This is a genomic window from Pseudomonas caspiana, from assembly GCF_040224095.2.
In the GTDB taxonomy this organism is placed as follows: Bacteria; Pseudomonadota; Gammaproteobacteria; order Pseudomonadales; family Pseudomonadaceae; genus Aquipseudomonas; species Aquipseudomonas caspiana.
This window is the reverse complement of record NZ_CP167995.1, coordinates 4,925,632-4,949,897: the sequence shown is the minus strand read 5'-3', so window position 1 is coordinate 4,949,897 and position 24,266 is coordinate 4,925,632. Positions and strand designations below refer to the sequence as shown.

General features: G+C 56.6%; 14 protein-coding genes and 1 pseudogene. 7 read left to right on the top strand and 8 right to left on the bottom strand.

The genetic code is table 11. From position 1 onward, the window contains the following. The first annotated feature begins 134 nt into the window (after window positions 1–134). Window positions 135–731 (top strand): ACP phosphodiesterase, encoded by a 597-nt coding sequence (locus ABRP31_RS22435; RefSeq protein WP_349969690.1) that lies wholly within the window; start codon window positions 135–137, stop codon window positions 729–731. On the opposite strand, the gene ABRP31_RS22430 is transcribed toward ABRP31_RS22435, so the two are convergent. Together ABRP31_RS22430 and olsB are read right to left on the bottom strand one after the other, a co-directional pair. After that, window positions 692–1,531, bottom strand: coding sequence for a lysophospholipid acyltransferase family protein (locus ABRP31_RS22430; protein WP_349969691.1), 840 nt, complete (start codon window positions 1,529–1,531; stop codon window positions 692–694). The two genes, ABRP31_RS22435 and ABRP31_RS22430, sit on opposite strands and share 40 nt — an antisense overlap. Beyond that, complete coding sequence (gene olsB / locus ABRP31_RS22425) at window positions 1,531–2,286, bottom strand: L-ornithine N(alpha)-acyltransferase (protein ID WP_087264803.1); 756 nt, start codon at window positions 2,284–2,286, stop codon at window positions 1,531–1,533. Before olsB ends, ABRP31_RS22430 begins: the two co-directional genes overlap by 1 nt. Window positions 2,287–2,637: 351 nt before the next feature. On the opposite strand from olsB, the pseudogene ABRP31_RS22420 reads away from it, so the two are divergent. From ABRP31_RS22420 to ABRP31_RS22395, 6 genes and pseudogenes are all read left to right on the top strand, one after another. After that, window positions 2,638–3,630: pseudogene (locus tag ABRP31_RS22420) on the top strand (serine hydrolase domain-containing protein); the annotation flags it as partial. Window positions 3,631–3,661: 31 nt separating this feature from the next. After that, entirely contained in the window at window positions 3,662–3,994 is a 333-nt protein-coding gene (locus tag ABRP31_RS22415; RefSeq protein WP_349969694.1) for an amidase, read from the top strand. 80 nt (window positions 3,995–4,074) lie between these two features. Then, window positions 4,075–4,656 (top strand): YceI family protein, encoded by a 582-nt coding sequence (locus ABRP31_RS22410; protein ID WP_087264800.1) that lies wholly within the window; start codon window positions 4,075–4,077, stop codon window positions 4,654–4,656. Between the two features lies 1 nt (window position 4,657). After that, a complete protein-coding gene (locus ABRP31_RS22405) occupies window positions 4,658–5,815 on the top strand; it encodes a phosphatidylserine/phosphatidylglycerophosphate/cardiolipin synthase family protein (RefSeq protein ID WP_087264799.1) in 1,158 nt (385 codons plus the stop codon). Window positions 5,816–6,173: 358 nt separating this feature from the next. Then, the gene (locus tag ABRP31_RS22400) at window positions 6,174–6,578 is read left to right on the top strand and encodes an antitoxin Xre-like helix-turn-helix domain-containing protein (RefSeq protein ID WP_349969695.1); all 405 of its coding nucleotides are present in this window, start codon (window positions 6,174–6,176) and stop codon (window positions 6,576–6,578) included. Beyond that, window positions 6,578–7,270, top strand: a complete 693-nt coding sequence (locus ABRP31_RS22395) for an RES family NAD+ phosphorylase (protein ID WP_349969696.1) — start codon at window positions 6,578–6,580, stop codon at window positions 7,268–7,270. The genes ABRP31_RS22400 and ABRP31_RS22395 overlap by 1 nt, the downstream gene beginning before the upstream one ends. 32 nt (window positions 7,271–7,302) lie before the next feature. Here the strand turns inward: ABRP31_RS22395 and ABRP31_RS22390 are convergent, their stop codons facing one another. The 6 genes from ABRP31_RS22390 to ABRP31_RS22365 form a co-directional block, all read right to left on the bottom strand. Beyond that, window positions 7,303–10,158, bottom strand: coding sequence for an RHS repeat-associated core domain-containing protein (locus ABRP31_RS22390; protein WP_349969697.1), 2,856 nt, complete (start codon window positions 10,156–10,158; stop codon window positions 7,303–7,305). Between the two features lie 375 nt (window positions 10,159–10,533). Next, window positions 10,534–13,332, bottom strand: coding sequence for an RHS repeat-associated core domain-containing protein (locus tag ABRP31_RS22385; protein ID WP_349969699.1), 2,799 nt, complete (start codon window positions 13,330–13,332; stop codon window positions 10,534–10,536). Between the two features lie 224 nt (window positions 13,333–13,556). Continuing rightward, window positions 13,557–16,568, bottom strand: a complete 3,012-nt coding sequence (locus ABRP31_RS22380) for an RHS repeat-associated core domain-containing protein (protein WP_349969700.1) — start codon at window positions 16,566–16,568, stop codon at window positions 13,557–13,559. 81 nt (window positions 16,569–16,649) lie between these two features. Further along, window positions 16,650–19,442, bottom strand: a complete 2,793-nt coding sequence (locus ABRP31_RS22375; protein WP_349969701.1) for an RHS repeat-associated core domain-containing protein — start codon at window positions 19,440–19,442, stop codon at window positions 16,650–16,652. Next, complete coding sequence (locus tag ABRP31_RS22370; RefSeq protein WP_349969702.1) at window positions 19,439–23,716, bottom strand: SpvB/TcaC N-terminal domain-containing protein; 4,278 nt, start codon at window positions 23,714–23,716, stop codon at window positions 19,439–19,441. Before ABRP31_RS22370 ends, ABRP31_RS22375 begins: the two co-directional genes overlap by 4 nt. Before the next feature lie 68 nt (window positions 23,717–23,784). Further along, window positions 23,785–24,087: a hypothetical protein gene (locus ABRP31_RS22365; RefSeq protein ID WP_349969703.1), complete on the bottom strand. Its 303-nt coding sequence runs from the start codon at window positions 24,085–24,087 to the stop codon at window positions 23,785–23,787. Window positions 24,088–24,266 lie beyond the last annotated feature (179 nt).

Here is a 24,266-nt window from a genome sequence, read left to right as displayed (position 1 = left end):
TATCGCGATGGAGCGAACTTTATATTTGTATTTCGCGATATACAAATATGATTTTCTGCTGAGAATAGGGAAAAACGCTATATCGGGTTATATCGATATAGGCGGGAGGCACAATTCGGCGTAGGCTGGGCGCCATGAACTATCTCGCACACCTGCATCTGGGCGGCCAACGTCCGGCACAACTCCTTGGTAGCCTGTATGGCGATTTCGTCAAAGGTCCTGTGGCTGGGCGCTTTCCGGACGAGTTGGCGCAGGCGATCCAGTTGCATCGCAGCATTGATGCATTCACCGACAGTCACCCGCTGATCAAACAAGCCATTGCACGCTTTCCTGCCGAGCGGCGACGCTATGCGGGCATTGTGCTGGACGTGTTTTTCGATCATTGCCTGGCCCGGGACTGGACGCATTACGCCGATGTGCCGCTGGCGGTATTCACGCGCAAGGTCTATGGCGTATTGGCCGCAGAGCCAGAGTTACCTGAGCGACTGGCGCGGATTGCACCGCACATGGCCGCTCACGACTGGCTGGGTTCATATCGGGAATTTTCCGTGCTGGAGCAAGTACTGGCGGGGATTTCGCGTCGTTTGTCACGGCCGCAAGGGTTGGCAGGTGCCATGCAGGAATTGCACGGTCTCTACCAACCCTTGAGCGCGGACTTCGCCGAGTTCTATCCGATCTTGCAGGATTTCTCTCAGGCCGCTCTGGCTGAGCGTGGGTTCTCGGCGGTCTGAGCGTCTGGCACTGCTTCGGCTTCTTTAGTAACCAAAGGCTCGGCAACGACGGGTGGCTCGCCAAACAGCGCGATCTGCACCGCCTGTTGTGCCTCATACGCCAACGCTGCGCGTTCCTTGCCCTCGGTCGCAATCGGCGTCAGCAGCCGGATATGCACATCGCCTTGTTCGTTGGCGAACAGGCGGCGCAAGTGCGACAGCAGATCATCATCGCCAATGAAGGGCGCGATAGGGTCCGGTTTGCCATTGCGCGAATAGTGGATCGCCACTGGTTGCAGCAACACGCCGCTATCAATCGCGCTCGACATCAAGCGACCATGAAAGGTGCGCAAGCTGGTGCCGTCTGTGGTGGTGCCTTCGGGGAAAATCACCAGCGCGTTGTTTTGCTGCAGGTGATTGCCCATCTGCTTCTGAATCAGCTTGCTGTCACCCGAACCGCGACGGATGAACAGCGTGCCGGCTTTCAGGGCCAGCCAACCCGCGACGGGCCAGGTGCGTACTTCGGCCTTGGACAGAAACGACAGCGGGGCCAACATGCCCAGCAGTGGAATGTCGGTCCAGGACACGTGATTGCTGACCCACAGCATCGGCTGACGTGGCAGCTCGCCGCTGACGGTCACGCGAAACGGCAGCGCAGCTGTCAGACGCGCCATGAACCAACGGCTCCAGCGCTGACGACGGGCCATTGAGTTGCCGATCTTCATGCGTTCCATGCAGGCGAACGTGCCGGCGATGGTCAGCCCTAGCGCAATCACCAGCAATACCCGTGCGACTCGGGCGTAGCCACGTAACCGGCTCATTACACTGCTGCCTTGAAGTGGCGGGCGTAACGCGGGCACAGCTCGTCACGTTTGAGCAGGATGAATACGTCAGCGACCTGGAAGTCTTCGTCCCAGCACGGCTCGCCGCAGATCTTCGCACCCAGGCGCATGTAGGCTTTGAGCAGCGGCGGCATTTCGCAGATCACGTTGCTGGGCAGATCCAGGGCTGGTAGCGGGTTTTTCGGCTCGGCGCGCAGGTTCTGGTTGCACAGATAACGCTCGCGCAAGCGCTGCATGATGGCGTGGGCCTGAATGCCGCCGTCCTGCATCGGGATGCTCGCGCAACCCATCAGGTAGCTGTAGGCACCTTCGTTGAGGATCTCGGCCAACTCGCTCCACAGCACGGCGATGGTGCCTCCGTTGCGGTAATCCGGGTCAACGCAGGTACGGCCCAACTCAAGGATCGGACCTTGCAGGTGGCCAAGGCCATGCAGGGCGAATTCTTCTTCGCTGTAGAAGCGGCCGATGCTGTTGGCAGCCTTGTGGTCCAGCAGGCGCGTGGTCGCGACCAGCTTGCCGGTATTCAGGTCACGCACGCCGATGTGCGAGCAGTGCACATCGTAATCGTCCATATCCAGGCCTTGGTCAGCGCCTTTGAGTTTGGCGTTGAACTCACCACTGAACACACTGAAACGCAGGGCCTGTGCTTCCTGCAAGGCTTTGCTGCCGGTCAGACGTTCTGCCTGAAGGCGGCGGTCGGATGCTGTGTCGCGAATGCGGGCGATCTGAGTCATGCGAAGTCTCCGTTAGCCTGCCCTGCAAGTGCGGGCGTTGGCTGTAATGGCCTGGCGCTGCTGTACAAACTCAGGCTAAGGAGAGGCGATGTCATGACCATGAAGGTTTGGTGATGGTTGTGTGACGCAGGCACAGCGCCCCCGGTAGGATCGAATTTGTTCGCGAGGCGTCGAACCTGAATCACCGCGTAAAACCCACCCGCCAACAAGTTGGCTCCTACCTGGATATCTGCTCGGCCTGAATATTTGTCACAACTCACTGCTACAGTCCGGCGGTCCACATTCGAGATACACCCCATGCGATTCGCCTGGTTGTTTCTTCTATTTGCTGTCTTCAACGCGAACGCCGACGCGCTCCAGGACCTTGAGAATTACGCCTTCGCGACCCGCAACGACGAAACCCGAGAAGGCATTCGCACTGACGCCTTATTGGTGATGCGCGACGGTCAGGTGCTTTACGAACGCTATGGCGGAGAGACCACATCCCAGACGCCGCATCTGACCTGGTCAATCAGTAAAAGCATCATGGCAACGGTGCTGGGCGTAGCATTCGGAGAGGGGCGCTTTGCGCTGGATGATCCCGCCGCGAAATTCTATCCACCGTTCCGCGCTCATCCCGATATCAAGATCAAGCATCTGATGCAGTGGACCTCCGGGCTGGATTGGCAGGAGGACTACGAGTACGCCCCGCTCAATTCCTCGGTGGTCGCCATGCTTTACACCCGTGGCCGGGACGACATGGCGCGCTTTACGGCCGAGCACCGCAGCGCTCATCCACCGGGTACGTCGTTCCTGTATTCCAGTGGCGACAGCAACGTCCTGTCTGCGGCGTTGAAAGGCATGGTCGGGGAAAAGGCCTACACGGAGTACCCGTGGTCGGCGTTGTTCGAGCCGCTGGGCATTAGCAGCGCTACCTGGGAAGCCGATGCCAGTGGCACTTTTGTCGGTTCTTCCTATGCCTACATGACAGCACGGGACCTGGCCCGCATCGGCTTGCTGATGCAACGTCGAGGATTGTGGAATGGCCAGCAGTTAGTGCCTGAAACCTGGATCGACTTTGTTCTGACGCCCTTTGCCAATTCAAAACCCGACGCCGAAGTTTCTGGCGGCCAGTGGTGGCTCAATCGCACCGCAAACGGCAACAAAGGCCCATGGCCCGATGCGCCCGCCGACACCTTTGCGGCGCTGGGCCATTGGGGGCAGGCATTGTATGTGGTGCCCAGTGCCGGGCTGGTGATCGTGCGTTATGCCGATGATCGGGATGGCAGTTATTCCCATGATCAGCTTCTCAAGCTGGCTATGGCCGCGTTCGGCAAAGAGAAGCCTGCCGTCGTCGCGCAGTAAACAGAAAATGCCTTTCAATAAGGGGAGACCCATGACCAAAGGTTTTATTCGCCGCCGTCCATTCAGCAGCCTGCTGCTATTGATGTTGATTGTGGTGGGGGTGCTGGTCTGGCAAAACCGAGTCGCATTGGCAGCGTTCCCGAGCATCATTAGCGCTTATACCGCCAAAGAGTATTGCTCCTGTCGCTACGTCATGCTTAATTCCGCCGAGTATTGCCGTGGCTACGTCAAACAGTACGTACCGAGCAGTGTGCTCGACGACGCGGCAAATAAACGGGTAACTGCCGAAGGTCTTGGCCGCAGTAATGTGGCCACTTGGCAGGGCGAGCGACAAGGCTGTCGCTTGCTACCGTCAGCGCCATAAAAAACCGGATGCGAACGTAGCAGTTCGCCAGCGGTCAGACAGGCGGTACGGTTGCCCCTTAATGCGCATCTGGAGTTTGCATGCCCATCACAACCCGCCTGCTGCTGGCCTTGCTGGCGCTGACAGCGTTGCCCGCTCAGGCGAACTGGTATCTGGATAACGAATCCTCAAGGCTGTCGTTCACCTCGACTAAAAACGCCAACATTGCTGAAGTGCATCGCTTTTTGACCTTGCACGGGAAAGTTGATCGTAAAGGCGCGGCTGAGCTTGAAGTCGAGCTGGAGTCGGTCAGCACCGGCATCGCCCTGCGTGATGAGCGCATTCGCGAGCAAGTCTTCAACATCGATAAATTCCCCAGAGCGAAAATCAATGCTCAGCTGGATTTGGGACCGATCAATGATCTGGCTCCCGGTGCGCAGCTGGAATTGCGCCTGCCGCTGGTGGTGCAACTGCATGGCAAATCCCACAGCTATCGAGCCGAACTGCTCGCCACGCGTCTTGATGAACGACGTTTTCAGGTCGTGACCCTTGAGCCGTTGGTGGTGAATGCGCAGGATTTCGATCTGGTGCCCGGCTTCACGACCCTGCGCAATGCGGCTGGCTTGTCGGCCGTCAGCCTCGCGGTGCCGGTGGGTGCTGTTTTGATTTTCACGGCGCGCTGATATGGCCGGGGCGATTTTTCCGTGGCGTGAAAACAACCAGTTTCAACTGTTGATCGACGGCCCAGCGTTCTTCCCGCGCATGATCGCCGCCATTGACGGCGCTCAGCAGCAAGTCGAGCTGGAGCTTTATCTGGTCGAGGCGGGCGCGTGTGCTGATGCGGTCGTGCGCGCCTTGGTGGATGCGGCTCAACGCGGCGTGATCGTGCGCTGCCTGTTTGATGACTTCGGCTCCCAGGCTTTTACCTTGGGGCTGCGCAAGCGACTGACTGATGCGGGCGTGATCCTGCGGTTCTACAACCGCATTAACTGGCGGCGCGGTGTGCGCAACTTTTACCGCGACCATCGCAAATTGCTGCTGGTGGATAAGAAGCTCGCAGTGGTTGGCGGTACGGGCGTCACCGATGAATTCTGGCAGCCTGCCGAGGAGGTCAGCGAGTGGCATGAAGTGATGGTGGAAATCACCGGGCCGCTGGTCATCGACTGGCAGGCGTTGTTTGATCGCCAGTTTCACGCCAACCCGCGTCGCACGGCATGGCGCCCTGCGGAGAATTTCGGTTTGCCACGGCTGCCCAAGGTTCCTGTTTCAGGCCACGGATTGGGCCGTGTTGCCTATGCGGATTCCCGCCAGCACCGTGACATTCTGCAGTCCTTGGTGCGGGCGCTGAATAGCGGTCACAAACGTATCTGGCTGGCGACGCCTTATTTTTTGCCAACCTGGAAAGTCCGCCGTTCATTGCGCAAGGCAGCGTCCCAAGGCATTGATGTGCGTTTGCTCCTTACCGGGCCGCGCACCGATCATCCTTCGGTGCGCTACGCCGGGCATCGCTATTACCCGCGGTTGCTGCGTGCGGGCGTCAAAATCTTTGAATACCAGCCCTGCTTTCTGCATTTGAAGATGGTCTTGATCGATGACTGGGTCAGCATTGGTTCGTGCAATTTCGATCACTGGAACCTGCGCTTCAACCTGGAAGCCAACCTGGAAGCCCTCGACGTCGGCCTGACGCGGGACGTGGTTGCCAGCTTCGAAAAAGACTTTGCCGTGAGCAAGCAAATCACCTTGGCCGACTGGAAAGCCCGGCCACTGTGGAGCAGGGTCAAACAGCGGCTGTGGGGATGGGTTGATCGGTTGGTGGTGAACTTGCTGGATCGGCGTGGCTGAGCTGTTGCTCATACCGCAGGACTGGCTTTAGCCGGGAGAGCGGTATGCCTCGCAATGCAGATGTTGCGAATGTATCGACGCCCTCGCGGCTAAAGCCACTCCTACGGGATTGTGCAGGTTCTGTGGGAGCAGGGCTTGCCTGCGATAAGCCGAGCGCAGTGGCAGGTATTCCGCGTTATCGTTCATCGCGAGCAAGTTCGGCTCCCACAGGGCTGTGGCCATTCTGGGAATCACTTATGCCACACCTCTGTCTGGGTGGATGCGATCCAGTGGGAGCGATGCACGGCGTAGAAACCGATTTGCATCTGTAGACTCTAATTGCTAATGTTTGATTCTACAGATGCAAAAGGTATCTTCCATGTCTGTCGTTCCACAACTCCAGCCGCTCTCTAAAGAACACTGCGTGTCCGGCCTGCGCACTGCGCTGCGTATTCTTGATAAGTGGGATGCGTCCAGTGAGCAGGCGTGTCGGATTCTGCGTATCTCCCGCAGCACCTACACCCGTGCCAAGCAGACCGGCTCCGAATGGTCAGTCGGGCTGGACATGGACCAGATGCAGCGAATCAGCTTTGTGCTGAATATTCATGCGGCGTTGCGCACGGTCTTCGATAACCCCGACAACGTGTACGGCTTCCCGTCGATGGACAACGACAATGAGTTCTTCAATGGTCGCAAGCCGCTGGACATCATGGCTCAGGGCGACTTTGTCTCGTTGTATGAAACCTTCCGCCGCGTCGACGCACTTCGGGGCGCGCAGTGGTGATGCTCGACAGCCTGCCACTCCTTGCTGAGCAAGAGCACCGGGCTTATCGATTGGTCAATTCCAGATTCCCGCCCATTGATCTGTTTGACGACGTTGCCGACGCCGCCGAGTTTGAGGGGCTGTACCAGCTACAGGCGCTGACCAATCCCCGGTTGCAGAATGAAATCGGGCGCATCGCGTTGATCCCGGTTGCCGAGATTCCATTTGGTATTCCTGGCTGTTCTTACGCGGTAGGGCCGTTCACCCACGTCAATCCGGCGGGCTCGCGTTTCAGTTCGGGGGATTTCGGAGTGTTGTATCTGGCTGATGTGATGGAAACCGCCATCGCTGAGGTGCGGCATCACCAGAACCAGTACTGGTCGAAAGTGGCGGGGCTCAACTACGAGCGGTTTCTATTTCGTGGTTTGGTCTGCACCTTCGATGAAGTGGCAAATCGCGATGCTACCGGGATGCCGCTGTCAGAGCCGATCTATGATCCTGATGATTATTCCGCTGCTCGCCAGTTGGGCCACGCCGCCAAGCGGGCAGGGTCCCCAGGCCTGCGCTACAACTCCGTTCGCTCGCCGGGCAATCATTGCTGGGCACTGATGACGCCCAGGCACGTGAAGTCGATTGTTCAGACCGCGCATTACGAAATGATCTGGAATGGGCAGATCACCAGTGTTAGTCGGCTTTCGAGTGCTAGGTTGTAAAAATCAAGCCATCGCGCCGCTATTTGTAATGGCTACAAGGACATTCGCCGCTGATGATGTCCAGCCAGCCTGGTTTCCCCAGCCAAATGCAAGGCGGCAAGGTTTGAAGTTTTGGGTTTAATCAGCGTCAGTCGGGCAAGCGGACCGTTGAATGTTTGATTGATAAAAGACGTCAACATTGATACTGAATCGGCGTTACTTAGAATCGTCTTCGATCGTTTGAGCGGATCTGCTGCAAAGCTTTCGCTATCGAGCCTCTGTTCATCTTCCCCCGCCCACATATACCCTGGTCTCCTCATTTGCAGCTTCTGCATGTGTACATACGCTTCGATTCGGCCCGCGTATGAAGCGCCACCGGCCGCTCCTGCCGGCGTGGCACTTGGTGTGTTTATATACCAAATATCCTGGGTTTTCAGCGTCGCGTGACTGAGCTCGTGAATGATATTCCAACTGGCGTTATTAGCGCTTTCATGAAAGACGCTTTCTCTCATGAATACCCTCTGCTGCGGGTCGTCAAGGTAATGCCATGCGACTTTTTTTGAGCCTCTGTCTCCGCCTACACCTATGATTTTTTCGCTAGCATAGTTTTGCAAAGTGGCATTGAGTTGGCTCAAGGCTCTGCTGGTCATGGAGATGATAAGTTCGTCCGTAGTTGCGTTGGATTCTGATGGATTTCGGAAGTACGTCAGTAGCGCTTCTCGACCGCTGGGCTTAGCAAATCCCGATCGTATTAAATTAATAGTTTTAAGTGCGAACGCGACCCCGGCTTTACTGGCTGTGAGGGCTACGGCCAAGGTGCCGCCAAAATTTGGGTTCCTGGCTGCTATCGCCTTCAAACCGATGCCTTTCACAGGGTTACCGCTTTTACTCTCCTCCCTTACCACCTCATTAAAATCAAAGGGTTGCGCACCGGACGTGTCGACCATCAGTACTGGAGTGTTTTTTGAGAATCTATAAAGATTCAATCCATCGACATCCCCGGCCGGGTCTGGGTTAATCCAGCGCTGCAACCACGGCGCGTAATAACGGAAGCCATAATAATAAAGCCCGCTGGCATCGCGCTCTTTACCTGAATAGCGCACCGTCTTGTATTGAGCTTGCACTGCACTGCTCGCCGCCCACCAGGCGGTACCGCCAAACGGGTAATACATTTCCTGGCTGACTACCCCTCCCTGATCATCCAGTTCCAGAGTAGTTGAACCCAGATGATCACTGAGGCTATAGCGCAGCTGATTGTTGGCAACATCGCGCCGTTTGCCAGCATGCCAATGCAGCATTCGCACATCGCCCACTGTGACCACATGAAGGACTTCACCATCGACGTTGCTGCGGATTTCCAGCCCGGGTAAATAGCGCACTTCAGTGATCAGTGTTCGGCTTTGAGTTTGAGCGCTGCTGATTTTGCGACAGCGCTGGCCGCCGCCGTCATAGATATAGGTTTCGATATCGCTTGGCCCGTCATCCCGTCGTACGGTGGTGATCTGCCGAAGTTGATTGCGCGCATCCCAACTCAAATCCTGGCCACGCACCAGTTGCAGAAGATTGCCATTGGCATCGAAGCCGTTTTCAAAATCCACGTCCACTTCGTCGGCGGGCAGGCTGCGGTTACTGTGTGGCGCGACCTCCATGGTTCTGGTAAATAATTGGGCGCCGACGTGGCGCATCTCCAACAAATTACCGCCCGCGTCGTATTCATAGTTTTGCGTGTAGTTGGCGAGCTGGCCGGGATCAGGCGGCAGGTTCTGCAAGTCGGGCAGGGCGGGGCCGTGACTGGCGCCGGTTTTGACTTCCCGGCCGGTGGCTTCGATCAATTGGTACAAAGTGTCGTAACGATACCGGTTGATCGGCTCGATTCGCTGGTTGGCAAAGAAGCGCACCGGTTGGGCGGCATCTTCGATCTGCTCGATATTACCGACCGGGTCGTAGCGGTACTTCAAAAGCTGCAAGGGTGCCTCAGTGCCGAGCGCCGAGCAAAGTTCTTTGAGCCGTCCATCTTGTGGATCGTAAGTCGAACAGCTGATCACGCCGTTGCCTGAGGTGTGCTGCTCAACCTGATCGAAGGCGTTGTAACGGATCTCACTGAGCAAGACCAGCTCGCCAAGGGAAACGGATTTCAGCTGACCCGCGACGGTATGTTTGAAGTACCGGGTATTGTCCATAGCATCGGTTTGCTCAATCGCCTCACCCAGCGCATTGAAAACCCAAGTCGATTCCAGGCCATTGCTCTCGAGCAAGATATCCCGTTCGGCAACCGCCAACGGCCAGTCGGGCATCTCCGGTTCGCGCAAAAATTGCCTTATTTCGGTAATGGGCGAGCCCAGCAAGCCGCAATCCGGTCGATGGACTGTGCCCGCTGTATCGTCATGACGAATTAACTGATTGCATTGGTTATGTTCGGCTAATTCGGGGCCTCCATAGGTAAAGCGCTCGACGACTTGATGCTGTTGGAGGGGGGCGTGCTTTATCTGAGTTGATACGGTGACTGATTCGCGGGCGAGCCTCGCTTCAACAGAGTCCGCGCTGGTTTCTCCGATCAACACCGGTCGCATTAGCTCGTCATAGTCAATCTGCCGCTGACCGTCGCGCCCGTCCCAGCCTTCAAGTAATTGCCCGGCATCGCCGAGCAGTGCTACCCGCCATCCAGCATCGACGCTGTCGGTCAATAGCACCTGGCCAGAAAGGCTGTAGACGCTTTGCTGATTGGGCATTGGCAGGCGCGGGTCCTGGCTGGCGATCAAGCGGCCTGCGGGATCAAAGGATTGGCGGGTGACTCGCAACTCCGGCTCATCACGTTCATTGATCCGGCAGTACGCAATGCTGCCCACCGTTAGACTGCGAGAATCCATCGTCGCAATGCTAGGGGTATGGGCATGCAGAGTCAGGCTCATCAGGCGATATTTCCTGTTTGTGACTATGTTTGAGCTTAGGACATTGGGTCAGATGAGCACAGTTGCATATCGAACAAAAAGCAGCCTTTGGACCAATGGGGAGTACCACCGCGTTGTATCACCTGAAATGCCGCTTCCCCGAATAAAGTTGAGCGCCACTCACGATGCTACCGGGCTGCAACTGTCAGACCCGATCTAAGATCCTGATGATTATTCCCATGCTCGCCGAGCAGCGTCACCCGCCAATCAGTGTCGACGCCGTCGGTCGTTGACACCTGGCGCTGAGGCTGTAGACGCTGCGTTGGTGGGGGGCCGTCAGGCGTGGCTTTTGGCTGGATGTGTGTGTGCATGGCGTGTATAGCGCAGCTGCCGCGGTTAATCCGGTGGCCGGGGTGAATAGGGCTTAAGCCTTTTGGCGACTGCCGAATAAGTACTGATTACTTCTCCGCTGAATAACGAATGTACAGGCCTTTGCAATTCAGATTCAGCAGACTTGCCCAGCAATATATAGGTGGTTTTCTTATTGTTTCTCTCCGTGGTCATTGCCTCGATGACCTCCAGGTTTTCACCCGGAAAAATGGCCACGTGGTCAGCAAATAGTCCGGAGGCCAGGTTGATCTTGGGTACATCCATACCAAAAACCAGCATTACATTTTCTGGGGCGGAAGACGCATCCTGGGCCCATGTTTTTCCCCACTCCATGGCACCGCGCTTTGTCACTGTCGCGCTCTGGACTCCGAAGTCGGCGACCCGCCGGCCTTTCTCTTTTAAAGTTCTCAAACCCTCAGGCTGAACTTTTATCGATCGATACAGGAAAGACTTGGCTTTCATCCATCTCATATTCTCGAAGCTCTCAAGCAAACTTTTGGTGCTGTCAGAGAATTGGTGTTCTGAATCGTTGTGCAGCAGCCGGAGATCGTCGTTGATCTCAGCGTGTCCCCGTTCAATGTAATCAATGAGCGCGGGATGGTCTTCGGCTTCCGAGGTGTCGAGCAGTGTTTGATGGATGTCTCGCAGCTGTTCGGCGCCTGGGTGCGGTTGATTGGTGATTTTGTACAAACTCCAGTTTCCGGGCTCGGACAACGAGGCGGTGGGTCTTGGAATGACCGGCGGTGGTCGTGGTTCTACCAGTGGTGAAGTAACGTTACGTTTCATTCCGCCATTTGAATCCGTGGCTGAAACAGCGCCATTCTGTACAAAACAATAAACATTAAGCCCATCCACAGCACCCGATGGGTCCGGATTAATCCAGCGCTGCAACCACGGAGCGTAAAACCGTAACCCATAGTAATAAAGCCCACTGGCATCTCGCTCTTTACCCGAGTACCTGACAGTTTTGTATTTGGCCTCCACCGCACTGCGCGCCGCCCACCACGCGGTGCCGCCGAACGGGTAGTAACCTTCCTGGCTGATTAATCCCCCCTCATAATCCAGTTCGAGCGTACTGGAACCGAGATGATCCGAGAGGCTGTAACGCAACTGATCGTTGGCGATATCTCGCCGTTTGCCAGCCTGCCAATGCAGCATTCGCACATCGCCCACTGTGACCACATGGAGGATTTCGCCATCGGCGTTGCTGCGGATCTCAAGCCCGGGTAAATAGCGCACTTCATTGATCAGTGTTCGGTTTTGCGTTTGAGCGCTGCTGATTTTGCGACAGCGCTGGCCGCCGCCGTCATAGATATAAGTTTCGATGTCGCTTGGCCCATCATCCCGTTGTACGGTGGTGATGTGCCGGAGCTGATTGCGCGTATCCCAACTTAAATCCTGGCCACGCACCAGTTGCAGAAGATTGCCATTGGCATCGAATCCGTTTTCAAAATCCACGTCCACTTCGTCGACGGGCAGGCTGCGGTTGCTGTCCAGTGCCACGCGCATGGTTCGGGTGAAAAGCTGAGCGCCGACGTGGCGCATCTCCAACAAATTACCGCCCCCGTCGTATTCATAGCTTTGCGTGTAATTGGCGATCTGATTGGCATCAGGCGGCAGGTTCTGCAAGTCGGGCAGAGCGGGGCCGTGACTGGCGCCGGTTTTGACTTCCCGGCCGGTGGCTTCGATCAGTTGGTAAAGGGTGTCGTAACGATACTGGTTGATCGGCTCGATACGCTGGCTGGCAAAGAAACGCACTGGTTGTGCAGCGTCTTCGATCTGCTCGATATTACCGACCGGGTCGTAGCCATATTTCAAATGTTGCAAGGGCGGAGCATCATGCAGCGCAGCGCTGAGTTCAGTCAGGCGGCCATTTTGCGGGTCGTAAGTTGAGCAACTGATGACCCCATTACCGGCGGTTTCCTGCGCTACCTGATCGAAGGCGTTGTAACGGATCTCGCTGAGCAAGACCTGCCCGTCAAGAGAGACCGATTTCAGTTGGCCTGCGATGGTGTGTTTGAACTGTCGGGTATTGCCCTTGGCGTCGGTTTGTTCAATCACTTCGCCTAGAGCATCAAAGGACCAGTTTGATTCCAGGCCATCGGCTTCCAGCAAGTCATCCCGTTCGGCGATCGCCAACGGCCAATCGGGCATCTCCAGCTCGCGCAAAAATTGCCGGACTTCGGTCAGTGGTGATCCGGGCAAACCATAATCCGGGTGATGGACGGTGCCCGCTGTATCGTCATGGCGGATAAGTTGATTGCATTGGTTGTGCTTGGCTGATTCCGGTCCGCCGTAGGTAAGGTACTCGACAACCGAACCTTGTTGGAGCGACCGGGGTGGCGCTCCATCTTGCCCGCGAAATGGAGCACCAGGCTGTACCTGAACGGCTGCGGTGACTGATCCGCGGGCAAGCCTCGCTCCAGCAGCATGCCCGCTAGCTTCGCTGATCAATACTCGCCGCAGCATTTCATCATATTCAACCAGCCCGTGATTACCGCGTCCGTCCCAGTTCTCAAGCCGTTGCCCGGCATCGCCCATCAGCGCCACCCACCAACCGGCGTCGACACTTGCGCTCATCAGGACCTGGCCGGAGAGGCTATACACGTTGTTTTGATTGGGCGAGGGCAGACGCGGGTCTCGGCTGGAGGTTCTTCGCGCAGCGGGATTATAGGTATGTCGTGTGCGGCGAAGTTGCGCCGGTTGATGGTCATCGTTTCGGCAAAAGGCGAGATTGCACACGGTCAGACCACGCGGGTCAAACACTGCAAGAGTGGGAGTTTGCGCATGCAAGGAGGCAGTCATCGGGGTGACCTTTAGTGTGCAACCTGAGTGAAGTCTAGAGCGCCGGACGAGCAGGCGTTGGCCGAGCGTCGCAAAAGGTATTTCGACAGCTCCATCCCTTCGTTAAACAGGCTGCGATTACTACCCGGTACAACGCGTATAAATGGGTAAATGACCTGCCGCCAACATCGCACATGTCCACCACTGCCTTCCTCGCTCGTTTGATATCAAGCCTGCTCGCGCCTCTATCTGTTGAATAACCTGCGAAAAAAACCGACGGGTTCGGAGAATGCAATGAAGTTTCCAATTTCCTTGTTCATGGATCTGAGAGGCGACCGTGCCATCAGTGATTCTCCGCCAGCCCCAATGACCCCCAAAGAAACTGATCCGCCACCGTCGAGGTTTACTGACGAACTTTCTGAACTGTTCAACCGGTCGAGCCTGGCCATTACCTTTGCCCATTCAGGCATTGTGTAGCCAGGAGAGTAATCCACACGTCCGTTAGAGGAACCCATAGCCAGACGTGTACGCGAATCAGCGCCATTTTCTTGCGGACGACTCATACCCGAGCGGGCATTTGGATGCTGAGCATGACCCAGCACCCCAGGTGCGTTGTTTGCCGCACTGAATTGAAACCTCTTGTCTGAGAGCATTGCTTCGGTAAACGTAGCCTGACCGCCCCTCGATAATTTAGGGGCTGCATGGATCATTGATCCATCCTGCATACGAACCTTTTCATAAAAGCTCCCATACCCTTGCGGGACGTCCACTCTTTCACGGCGCTTACCATCAATCACATTGGGTCCAATCGATGCGTGCTCTGGCTTATCGAAGTCTGCCGCTCCATCCATATTGAAAAATCCGCCGTTTATGTAGGCAACGGCGCCAGCACCTTTGAGTCTGGCTACTGACTTGATATTTCCACCATCGGATCGATTGAGGTTCACCATCCGCTTACCCCCTGCAATTTTTCCTTGCAATGAGGCATCAAGCGACAGATAGGAAAGCGCCCGATCGCCGCGAATGTCGCGGTCGAGCCCAACCCCCATGCGATTGAAAAGCTCATTGCCACCGCTTATATCAACTGCAATGATGCCCCGCGCTACCGTGCGTACTCGCACACCTTGGGCCTTGACGCCCCTGTACGCCATTTTCCATCGGCTGGTGGCAAGCTCTCCGGCCAATCCCTCCCGATCAAAAAGATTGACTGGATTGTTATTGACCATCTGGAATGCATTCAGCCCGTCATGTGTGGGGTCAGGGTTTAACCAGCGCTGCAACCACGGCGCGTAATACCGGAAACCGTAATAATAAAGCCCGCTGGCATCGCGCTCTTTACCCGAATACCGAACGGCTTTGTACTTGGCCTCACTCGCACTTCTGGCTGCCCACCACGCAGAGCCGCCAAACGGGTAATAACCTTCCTGGCTGATCAGGCCACCTTGGTGATCCAGTTCCAGTGTGCTGGAGCCGAGATGATCACTGAGGTTGTAGCGGACCTGATCGTTGGCGCTGCGGGAGGGGGGAGTGGAGGTCCAATGCAAAACCCGCACGCTGTTGCGCCCGGCTTGCACGGTGATGACATGCAGGATTTCGTCATCAGGCTCGCTACGGATTTCCAACCCATGCAGGTAGCGCACTTCGCCGATCAGAGTCCGGGTGCTGGTTTGCGAGCTGCGCACTTTACGGCAGCGCTGACCGTTGCCGTCATAGATATACAGTTCTTTGTCGTCAGGCCCGTCGTCGCGTTTAACGGCAGTGACTTCGTACAGTTGATTGCGGGCGTCCCAACTTAAACTCTGACCTCGAACCAGTTGCAGAAGATTGCCATTGGCATCGAAGCCATCGTCAATTTCGACGTCCGCTTCATTGGCGGGCAGGCTGCGGTTGCTGTCCAGTGCCACGCGCATGGTTCGGGTGAAAAGCTGAGCGCCAACGTGGCGCATTTCCAGCAGATTGCCGCCCGCGTCGTATTCATAGCTTTGCGTGTAATTGGCGATCTGATTTGCATCAGGCAGCAGGTTCTGCAAGTCGGGCAGAGCAGGGCCGTGACTGGCGCCGGTTTTGACTTCCCGGCCGGTGGCTTCGATCAGTTGGTACAGGGTGTCGTAACGATACTGGTTGATCGGCTCGATACGCTGGTTCGCAAAGAAACGCACTGGTTGCGCAGCGTCTTCGATCTGATCGATATTACCGACCGGGTCGTAGCCATATTTCAAATGTTGCAGGGGCGGAGCATCAGGCAGCGCAGCGCTGAGTTCAGTCAGGCGGCCATTTTGCGGGTCGTAAGTTGAGCGGCTGATGACCCCATTACCGGCGGTTTCCTGCGCTACCTGATCGAAGGCGTTGTAACGGATCTCGCTGAGCAAGACCTGCCCGTCAAGAGACACCGATTTCAGTTGGCCTGCGATGGTGTGTTTGAACTGTCGGGTATTGCCCATGGCGTCGGTTTGTTCAATCACTTCGCCTAGAGCATCAAAGGACCAGTTTGATTCCAGGCCATCGGCTTCCAGCAAGTCATCCCGTTCGGCGATCGCCAAAGGCCAGTCGGGCATTTCCAGCTCACGCAGAAAATGCCGCACTTCGGTCAGCGGCGAACCCGATAACCCGTAGTCCGGCCGATAGAGCGTGCCCGCCGTATCGTCATGCCGAGTCAGTTGATTGCACTGGTTGTGCTCGGCGGCATCTGGTCCGCCGTAGGTAAAGCGTTCGACAACTTGATCAGGTAGGTTCTGGCTTGAAGTGAGGTTGATCGCGGCCGCTTCCATATTTGCTAGTAGTAATGGCTTTAACCGGGAAGGCGGTATTTCTGACGACACATCTTCAGCGGGTGTACTGGCCTCTTCCCGGCTAAAGCCGGTCCCACTTGATTCGGTGGTAATAGCGGCAGTGGATTCCATGATCAACACCGGCCGCAGCATGTCGTCGTAGGCGGCTTGGCGAACACTGCCACGCCCGTCCCAGCCTTCCAGAGATTGCCCGGCTTCACCCAGCAGGGCCAATCGCCAACCAGCATCTACGCTTTCGGTCAGTAGCACCTGGCCGGAGAGGCTGTACACCATGCGTAAGTTTGGCGAGGAAAGGCGGGGATCCTGACTGGCAATCCTTCGCCCGGCGGAGTTGTAATGGTGCAGGCTTGCTCGCAAATCAGGCAAATGCTGATCATCGCTTCTGCAATAGGCAAGGTTGCCCAGTGTGAGACATCGAGGGTCAAACACTGCAAGAGTGGGCGTATGTGCATACTGGGCCGAAGTCATCCGGTTAACCTCTCGTTGGGAACTTTCATAACGTCTAGCCCCCAGCATCTAATGGCTTTGCAATGGTGCGCTCGCCTTTTCCTAGGCTACAGATGCTCGTTTCCCAGGCTTTATGCTGGCCCAGCCACCTCCACCGTTTAGCCCGCGCGTATATCCTTGAGAAAAAATATTCGATAAAGACCTTGGGTGGCCTACTGAAAAAGCCTCATTGACCTCCGCACGGTAGAAAAAATGCTCGATGGGCAGTCCATAGTGTTGACTTGCTCCCTGTTTTGGCAGGAAGGTTTTTATCATGGACGGACCGGTCATGTGCATGGTCAGTTTAAGTCGGCTGAATAGACCACTGTTCCCAGTGCTCCGTTTTTGTGCCCACCCCATATTTTCATTGTTCATTCTCATGGAGGGATTAGTTGTATAAAGGTCGGTGACGTTGTCCATCATGTTTTGTACTAGTTCTGATTTAGCGGCTGCTGCAATAACTGCGTTGGATGTCAGCGGGCCCTCAATATGGATTAGAAAACCATGGGGCGCTGATAATGTTCCAATGGATCCGCCTACAGCCACATCCGCATCCATATAGATACCGCCTTCAGCGTAGGTTGCTGCCAGCTCTAGAATATCGCTCGCTGCGGCATAGTTTTTATAGGGGCCGGAGAGCTCTCTCGCGAACAATGATTCCAGTTTTCGGGCGGGCGAATACTCACGCGCAAGTGTGTCAAACAAACCACTGGTGTCTCTGATCGATAACGATTCTCCGTGAGCTTGAGAAAGCTCCCGTTGTGCAGGGTGCATGCTCTCTTGCATAGCTGACAGAGTATTTAATATTTGAGGCGGTTTCGACGTCCAGACGTTGATGTTGTATTCGGCATTCAGGTGTTTGAACATTAATATGTTTTGTAAATGCTCATGGGGAATGTTGCTGCCTTCCCAGAAGTAATGGGCATTCGTAGGAATCGGCACATTACCGTCGCGGTCTATTTTATTGACAGGCGTGTTGTGCACCATTTTGAACGCGTTTAGATCATTGTCTCTCCCTGATGTGTCGGCATTTATCCATCGCTGTAACCAAGGCGCGTAGTAACGGGCTCTATAGTAGTAGAGACCACTGCAATCCCGCTCTTTACCTGAATAGCGCACGGTTTTGTACTTGGCCTCACTCGCACTTCTGGCTGCCCACCACGCAGAGCCGCCAAACGGGTAATAACCTTCCTGGCTGATCAGGCCACCTTGGTGATCCAGTTCCAGTGTGCTGGAGCCGAGATGATCACTGAGGTTGTAGCGGACCTGATCGTTGGCGATGCGGGAGGGGGGAGTGGAGGTCCAATGCAAAACCCGCACGCTGTTGCGCCCGGCTTGCACGGTGATGACATGCAGGATTTCGTCATCAGGCTCGCTACGGATTTCCAACCCAGGCAGGTAGCGCACTTCGCCGATCAGAGTCCGGGTGCTGGTTTGCGAGCTGCGCACTTTACGGCAGCGCTGACCGTTGCCGTCATAGATATACAGTTCTTTGTCGTCAGGCCCGTTGTCGCGTTTGACGGCAGTGACTTGGTGCAGCTGATTGCGGGCGTCCCAACTTAAACTCTGACCTCGAACCAGTTGCAGAAGATTGCCATTAGCATCGAAGCCATCGTCAATTTCCACGTCCGCTTCATTGGCGGGCAGGCTGCGGTTGCTGTCCAGTGCCACGCGCATGGTTCGGGTGAAAAGCTGAGCGCCAACGTGACGCATTTCCAGCAGATTGCCGCCCGCGTCGTATTCATAGCTTTGCGTGTAATTGGCGATCTGATTGGCATCAGGCGGCAGGTTCTGCAAGTCGGGCAGAGCGGGGCCGTGACTGGCGCCGGTTTTGACTTCCCGGCCTGTGGCTTCGATCAGTTGGTACAGGGTGTCGTAACGATACTGGTTGATCGGCTCAATACGCTGGTTCGCAAAGAAACGCACTGGTTGCGCAGCGTCTTCGATCTGATCGATATTACCGACCGGGTCGTAGCCATATTTCAAATGTTGCAAGGGCGGAGCATCATGCAGCGCAGCGCTGAGTTCAGTCAGGCGGCCATTTTGCGGGTCGTAAGTTGAGCGGCTGATGACCCCATTCCCCGCGGTTTCCTGCTCTATCTGATCGAAGGCGTTGTAACGGATCTCGCTGAGCAAGACCTGCCCGCCAAGAGAAACCGATTTCAGTTGGCCTGCGATGGTGTGTTTGAACTGTCGGGTATTGCCCTTGGCGTCGGTTTGTTCAATCACTTCACCCTGCGCATCGAATGCCCAAGTCGATTCCAGGCCATCGATCTCCAGCAAGCCATCCCGTTCGGCGACCGTCAAAGGCCAATCGGGCATCTCCAGCTCGCGCAAAAATTGCCGGACTTCGGTCAGTGGTGATCCGGGCAAACCATAATCCGGGTGATGGACGGTGCCCGCTGTATCGTCATGACGGATGAGTTGATTGCACTGGTTATCGTCAGCGGTTTCCGGTCCTCCATAGGTAAAACGCTCGACCACCCGGTTCTGTTCAGCCACCGCCACGGTGCGCAGCAGTTCGTCGTATTCGATCTGCCGCTCGGTACTGCGACTGTCCCAACTGGCTAGAGGTTGACCTGCTTCACCCAACAACGAAGTCCCCCAACCGGCGTCGACGCTGCCGGTCAGCAGCGCCTGACCTGAGAGGCTGTAGACCGTGCGCTGGCTGGCAACAGGTAAGCGCGGATCCTGGCTGGCGACCAGGCGTCCGGCCGTGTCGTGCGCTTGGCGCGTCACGCGCAACTCGAGGGCATTCGCACTGTTCCTTCGATGGCAGGCGACCCGACGCACCGCCAGGCCGCGGCAGTCGACCACGCTGAGTAGCGGCGTGTGTGCATTTAGCGCATGACTCATCGTGCGGCTTCCACTTCTTCGGCGGTGTCGTTTTCATCTTCGCTGATGGTGTACCAGGTCCGGTAAGTTATGCGGCGCATCCAGCCTTTGGCGGTAATGGTGATGGTAGGGCGGCCCAGCGGATCGTAGAACTGCTTGTCGTGATAGGCGTGGTCGCGCATGTTTTTGTCGTTGACATAGACGTGGTTATTGGCGAAGTAAGGACGATAGACCCTGACGGCGAGGCCCTTGTTGTTGTATTCCACGCGCTCGCTGACGCGCCAGCGGGGCGACGCGTGGACGATGACGGGTTGATTACCGATCAAGTTTAAATAGCCGTATTCGTCGACCTCATAGGCGTCGCCATCTTCAACCAGTTGGCGTGTTTGCAAGGTGCGGCCGAAGCCATCCACCGATACCAGGCTGATACGGATTTGCTTGTCCGGATCGCCGGGATAGCGATCGGCCTGAAATGCTGCGCTGGCGAACGGGATGGTGCCGGGATCAAAGTTGGTATTGGCGTCGTAGTAATAGACGCTGGCTCGGTCTTCAAGCACCTGCTCCGGTTGGCTCAAGGCCAGGATGGTTCCGCCCCATATACGTTTGTTCGGGTCCAGCGGTTCGAAGCCCACGGGCGCGCCCAGTTCAGTTCCATAGAAACTGGTCGCCCATAGCCTGCCGAACGCATCGTAGTCCGCTTCCTGGGTGTTCTGATTGGGGTCGAGAATCCGCCGAGGCTGCAAGGTGCGGTAGTCGTATGTCACCTGGGTTGTACAGCCTGCCGGGTCGGTGAGCCGAATGATGAGCAGGTGGTAGGCGTCGTACTCAACCGTGGTCCAGCCATGGCTGCGGGTGGCCCTGAACGTTTCGGGCGTATAAAAACCCTCCAGTCCGGCGTAGCAGGCAAAGCCGCGTTTGACTGACCAGAGATTCAAGCCGTCTTCCGGCAGGAAGCTAGGCATTTGTGCGTAGCCGATTTCTGCGAGCTTGTCTGCCAGTTGCTCGGCGTCCATGACCCGTTCATAGGCGCTGAGGGCATGGTCGTCGAGTTCGGCGCTTTCTGTCGCGTCGCTCAACGCCTCGAAGGTAGCCTCGCCGTCGCCACAGTTGATGTAACGCTGCACCGACAGGCCGGTCAGGGTGCGCGGCAGTTGCGCCAGTTGGCCTTGCGGGTCGCTGAAGTGCTCATAGCTGATGGTTTCGGGCGGTAACTCACTGGCCGCAACGACCATGGCATTGGCACGTGCCCGGTAGGGCAAACCCAGGCGCCAGCTCTGTCGGCCGTCCAGATGAATCGCCTGGGCACGTGCTTCGTTCAGGTAGAACTGTTGTTGCGCCTCATCATGGGACGCCTGCCACCAGAGGCGCTGGTGCTCATCTTCGAAGGGCGGTGCATCGTCCGGTGTCTTGCGTCTCGCATAGTTGACGCAGACGCTATGGGTCAGCACGCCGTAACGATCCCAGGCCAGGCTCAGGCTGTGCTCGCACTGGGGATCTTCAAGCTCGCCGGCCTCGTAGCGATAACTGATTGATTCAAGTAGCAGCGGTAGCATCAGGGCATAGGGCTGATGTTCAGATAGCGGGAGTAGCTGGCGCACCAGGTAGCGCGAGGCCTGCACCGAATACAGCACGCTTGGCTGAAAGTCTTCATCCAGGCCGAACACTTCATTGCGCAGTACCGAGCCGCTAAGGGCCCGGCTCATTTCCTGGCAGGTGTCGGCATCGGCGTCCGCGATCAGTCGGTCGGTATCGCTGGCGAAACGGGATAGCAGGTGCTTACCCAGTGCGCGTGCGGCCGGGTCGCTGGCGTCGTAGTCATCATGGGCGGGTTCGGGATAGCGCCCGGTGTGATACCAGGTTTTACTCAATACCGGCGCGGTGAAGCTTTCTTGCTGGTAGGGCGGCGCCTCGCTGTCGGTTTGCAGCACCAGGCCAAAGCCACGGAACTCCCGTTCGCTAGGGTCGTAAAAGCCCTGCCGATACTGGAACAACTGGGTCAGCGTCGTGGTAGTGAGATCATCTTTTTGCGTTTGTTTGACCACGATATGCACGGGGAACGGCAAGTACGAAATCGCTGGCTTACCGGCTGCCCGCAACGTCTGCTTCTCGTCCAGCCACTCTTGTGCCGAGCTGCGATAGGTGACCGTGCCCGAGCCACCCAAGTGGTTTTCGGTCTGGTTCAGCAGATAGGGTTTGTCCGGGAAAGACAGATGCCAGTGCCGGGGTGCCATATGGGGCACGGTCAGCACCAGGCTGGCGCAACCCAAGCCTTGCAGATCGGCCAGGCTGACCTGGCAGAAGCGATCATAGCGAACGCCGTCGGGCCATTTTTGGCTAAAGGGTGCGGCCAGACCATTGCCGCCTTGATTCATGAATACCTGGATATCGTCCGTTTGTAGGTAAAGCACATCGCTGGCGCCGGAACCGTCCAGGTCGGCCAGCCTGATCCTGCCGGCATCGAAGGTTGCATAATCGAAAGATAGTTCAGCAAATAGCTGACCCTTACCGAAATGGCCGCGTCCCAGATTCGGCCAGAAGCGGATTTCGTTATGGCGAATGCGGATCAGGTGCTGTTGGCCGGTGCCGAGCAGGTCACTGAAGCCCACCAGTTCGCTGGGGCTGTCGCTCAACAGCGGCAAACGGTCTTGGTCGTGGGGCACGTCAAGAGGGGCGGCGAAACCGTCGGCACGGCGGTTGGCATACAGGCGCACGCTGCGCGGGCCGATCATGGCCAAGTCCGACAGGCCGCCGCCGACCAGATCGACCATTTGCCCTTGCGGGTTGAAGAACTCCGTCGGGAAGGCGGCAAAGGTGGCAAACCGCGACCAGCTGCGGTCGGGGTTCAAGGTGAAGAAACCGGCCATGCCCGGCTGCGCGACGATCCAGTCCAGGCGACCATCGCCGGTCAGGTCGGTGAGTGATTGCAGTACCGTCGTTGTGGAATCCGCGAGGGGGATCTGCGGCAATGCCTGCCATTGGTCATAGGCGACATCGTTGGCCTTCGAGCCTGCCGCAGTTGCCCGGATGGGCTCACGGTAGAGCCAGTTCTGATCAGTGCGAAAGAGCACGCCCGGCAAGCCATCGCCATACAAATCGACCAGTTGGTAAGGCTGGCCATCATTGAGCCCTGGCATCGGTTCGAAAGTCTGATAAACGCCCTTCGCTGTGTCGAATTCGTTGTACTTGAATTCCATCGGCGGGCTCTGGTTCAGACTATGTAAGCTCGTGCCATCCCAGGCCTGTCTATGAGCCTTGAGCAGTTTGTTGTAATGCAGGGCGTCCTCGCCGTATTCCAGCAGCAGGCCCTGAATCAGCAGCGCAGAATCGCCCAGCTCATCAGGAAAGTAATGAAACATCAGGACTTGCCTGCACAGGCGCAAATTACCCAGCTCAAAACCATAGGCAAAGCTGGAGTGTGGGTCACTGCGCACAGGCCAGGGCTTTTGTTCGGCATAGCTCGGTTTTTGGTTGGCCGTGGCTTCGTTGCGTTCGCCATAATCGAACAGCAAATCGAAATGCCAGTTCAGTTCATCCAGCGAAGTTTCGTCCCACAAATACAGTTCGGCGTGGGCCAGAAAATTGCCCCAGCGCACGCGCCACAAATAACACTGGGCGATGAAGTCGCGCGGATGATCGTCGGGTAGCCCCTGTTCGTCCTCGGCTTTGTATTCATAAAGAATATGTTCGCCATGGGCGTTCATGCTTTCTTCCAGCAACCACTCGGCCACACGGTTGGAATCGGCCGGATCGGTACGGCGAGAGGAGGCTTGCTTGCCGTAAAAATGCACGCTGCCATCGGCGCCATGGATCAGCCAGAAGCCAGGGTCGACAGGGTCGAGGCGCCAATGTTCGATCAGTTCGAAGGCGCCTTCGACCCTCGCGAAATAGCGAATCACCTGATAAGACGTGCCGTCCTGATTGATCGTGGTGAAGACGATCGCGCCATTGCTGTCGCGCTCCGGCAGCCAGACATCGCCATTGGGGCCGAGCATCACATCGTCATCGGTGTAGGTCGGCACGCCTTTGCTGGCACGCCGGGCCACGCAACCCAGGTTGAGATTCCAGCCCAGGCCGAACAGACCGTTGCCTACCGTGCTCTGGTAATTGAGCGCCAGCCCCGGCGCATAACCACGGCCCTGGCTGATCGGCAGGTCGAGGGCCAGCGACGCCGTGCCAGCGTTGCCCACTGGCCCCCAGCCCTTGCCGATGCTTTGAATGGCGCCCCCACCTTTGGGTAAGGACGGCGTGGCGACGATGGGTTGCGCGTCTTGTCGTGCCTGTTCCTGATTGGCCATGCCGGTGCCTCCGTTCAACGCATGCCGGCGCTTTACGCCGTGTAGCGCATATGCACGATGATATTGAGTTATGTGCCAGATATATGCAGCGACGGGTAAGACGCGTTGTAGCGCGCGGCCAGCAAGGCTTCAACTTCGCTGGCGGTAAGCCCGGTTTTCTCGGCAAATACCATGAGTTGTTTCGGTGGGTTAGAGGCGTCGTCAACATAGACGACGGAGTCTTTTTTCTTGAAGAAGAGTGCGCTGGGCTCATTACCAGACGGGACCGTGTCTACGTAAGTGCGGATCGCTTTGCCGAGTACCTCATGAACAATGTTCAGTACCGGAGCCGGCGTGAAAGTGGCCAATAAAGAAAAAGATGGGGTTCTCATCGCCGTAGCACTCCTTGCTTTGTTCAAGTCATTTTAGCTTCTGCCTTTTTTGCTATAAACGTCTAGCTTTCAGAAGTGCCATCAATGCTCGGTGTTATTAGAGATTACTCATAAAAACAATCTGTTAGGTTGGATAAAAGACTCCTAGAATAATTGGAAATTACGCTTATTGCGTATTG

Excerpts from the sequence above, each read along its gene's own strand:
- ABRP31_RS22380 (WP_349969700.1), bottom strand. The coding sequence starts at position 16,568 with ATGACTTCGGCCCAGTATGCACATACGCCCACTCTTGCAGTGTTTGAC.
- ABRP31_RS22370 (WP_349969702.1), bottom strand. The coding sequence starts at position 23,716 with ATGGCCAATCAGGAACAGGCACGACAAGACGCGCAACCCATCGTCGCC.
- ABRP31_RS22430 (WP_349969691.1), bottom strand. The coding sequence starts at position 1,531 with ATGAGCCGGTTACGTGGCTACGCCCGAGTCGCACGGGTATTGCTGGTG.
- ABRP31_RS22365 (WP_349969703.1), bottom strand. The coding sequence starts at position 24,087 with ATGAGAACCCCATCTTTTTCTTTATTGGCCACTTTCACGCCGGCTCCG.
- ABRP31_RS22435 (WP_349969690.1), top strand. The coding sequence starts at position 135 with ATGAACTATCTCGCACACCTGCATCTGGGCGGCCAACGTCCGGCACAA.
- ABRP31_RS22395 (WP_349969696.1), top strand. The coding sequence starts at position 6,578 with ATGCTCGACAGCCTGCCACTCCTTGCTGAGCAAGAGCACCGGGCTTAT.
- ABRP31_RS22400 (WP_349969695.1), top strand. The coding sequence starts at position 6,174 with ATGTCTGTCGTTCCACAACTCCAGCCGCTCTCTAAAGAACACTGCGTG.
- ABRP31_RS22390 (WP_349969697.1), bottom strand. The coding sequence starts at position 10,158 with ATGAGCCTGACTCTGCATGCCCATACCCCTAGCATTGCGACGATGGAT.
- olsB (WP_087264803.1), bottom strand. The coding sequence starts at position 2,286 with ATGACTCAGATCGCCCGCATTCGCGACACAGCATCCGACCGCCGCCTT.
- ABRP31_RS22405 (WP_087264799.1), top strand. The coding sequence starts at position 4,658 with ATGGCCGGGGCGATTTTTCCGTGGCGTGAAAACAACCAGTTTCAACTG.
- ABRP31_RS22415 (WP_349969694.1), top strand. The coding sequence starts at position 3,662 with ATGACCAAAGGTTTTATTCGCCGCCGTCCATTCAGCAGCCTGCTGCTA.
- ABRP31_RS22410 (WP_087264800.1), top strand. The coding sequence starts at position 4,075 with ATGCCCATCACAACCCGCCTGCTGCTGGCCTTGCTGGCGCTGACAGCG.
- ABRP31_RS22375 (WP_349969701.1), bottom strand. The coding sequence starts at position 19,442 with ATGAGTCATGCGCTAAATGCACACACGCCGCTACTCAGCGTGGTCGAC.
- ABRP31_RS22385 (WP_349969699.1), bottom strand. The coding sequence starts at position 13,332 with ATGACTGCCTCCTTGCATGCGCAAACTCCCACTCTTGCAGTGTTTGAC.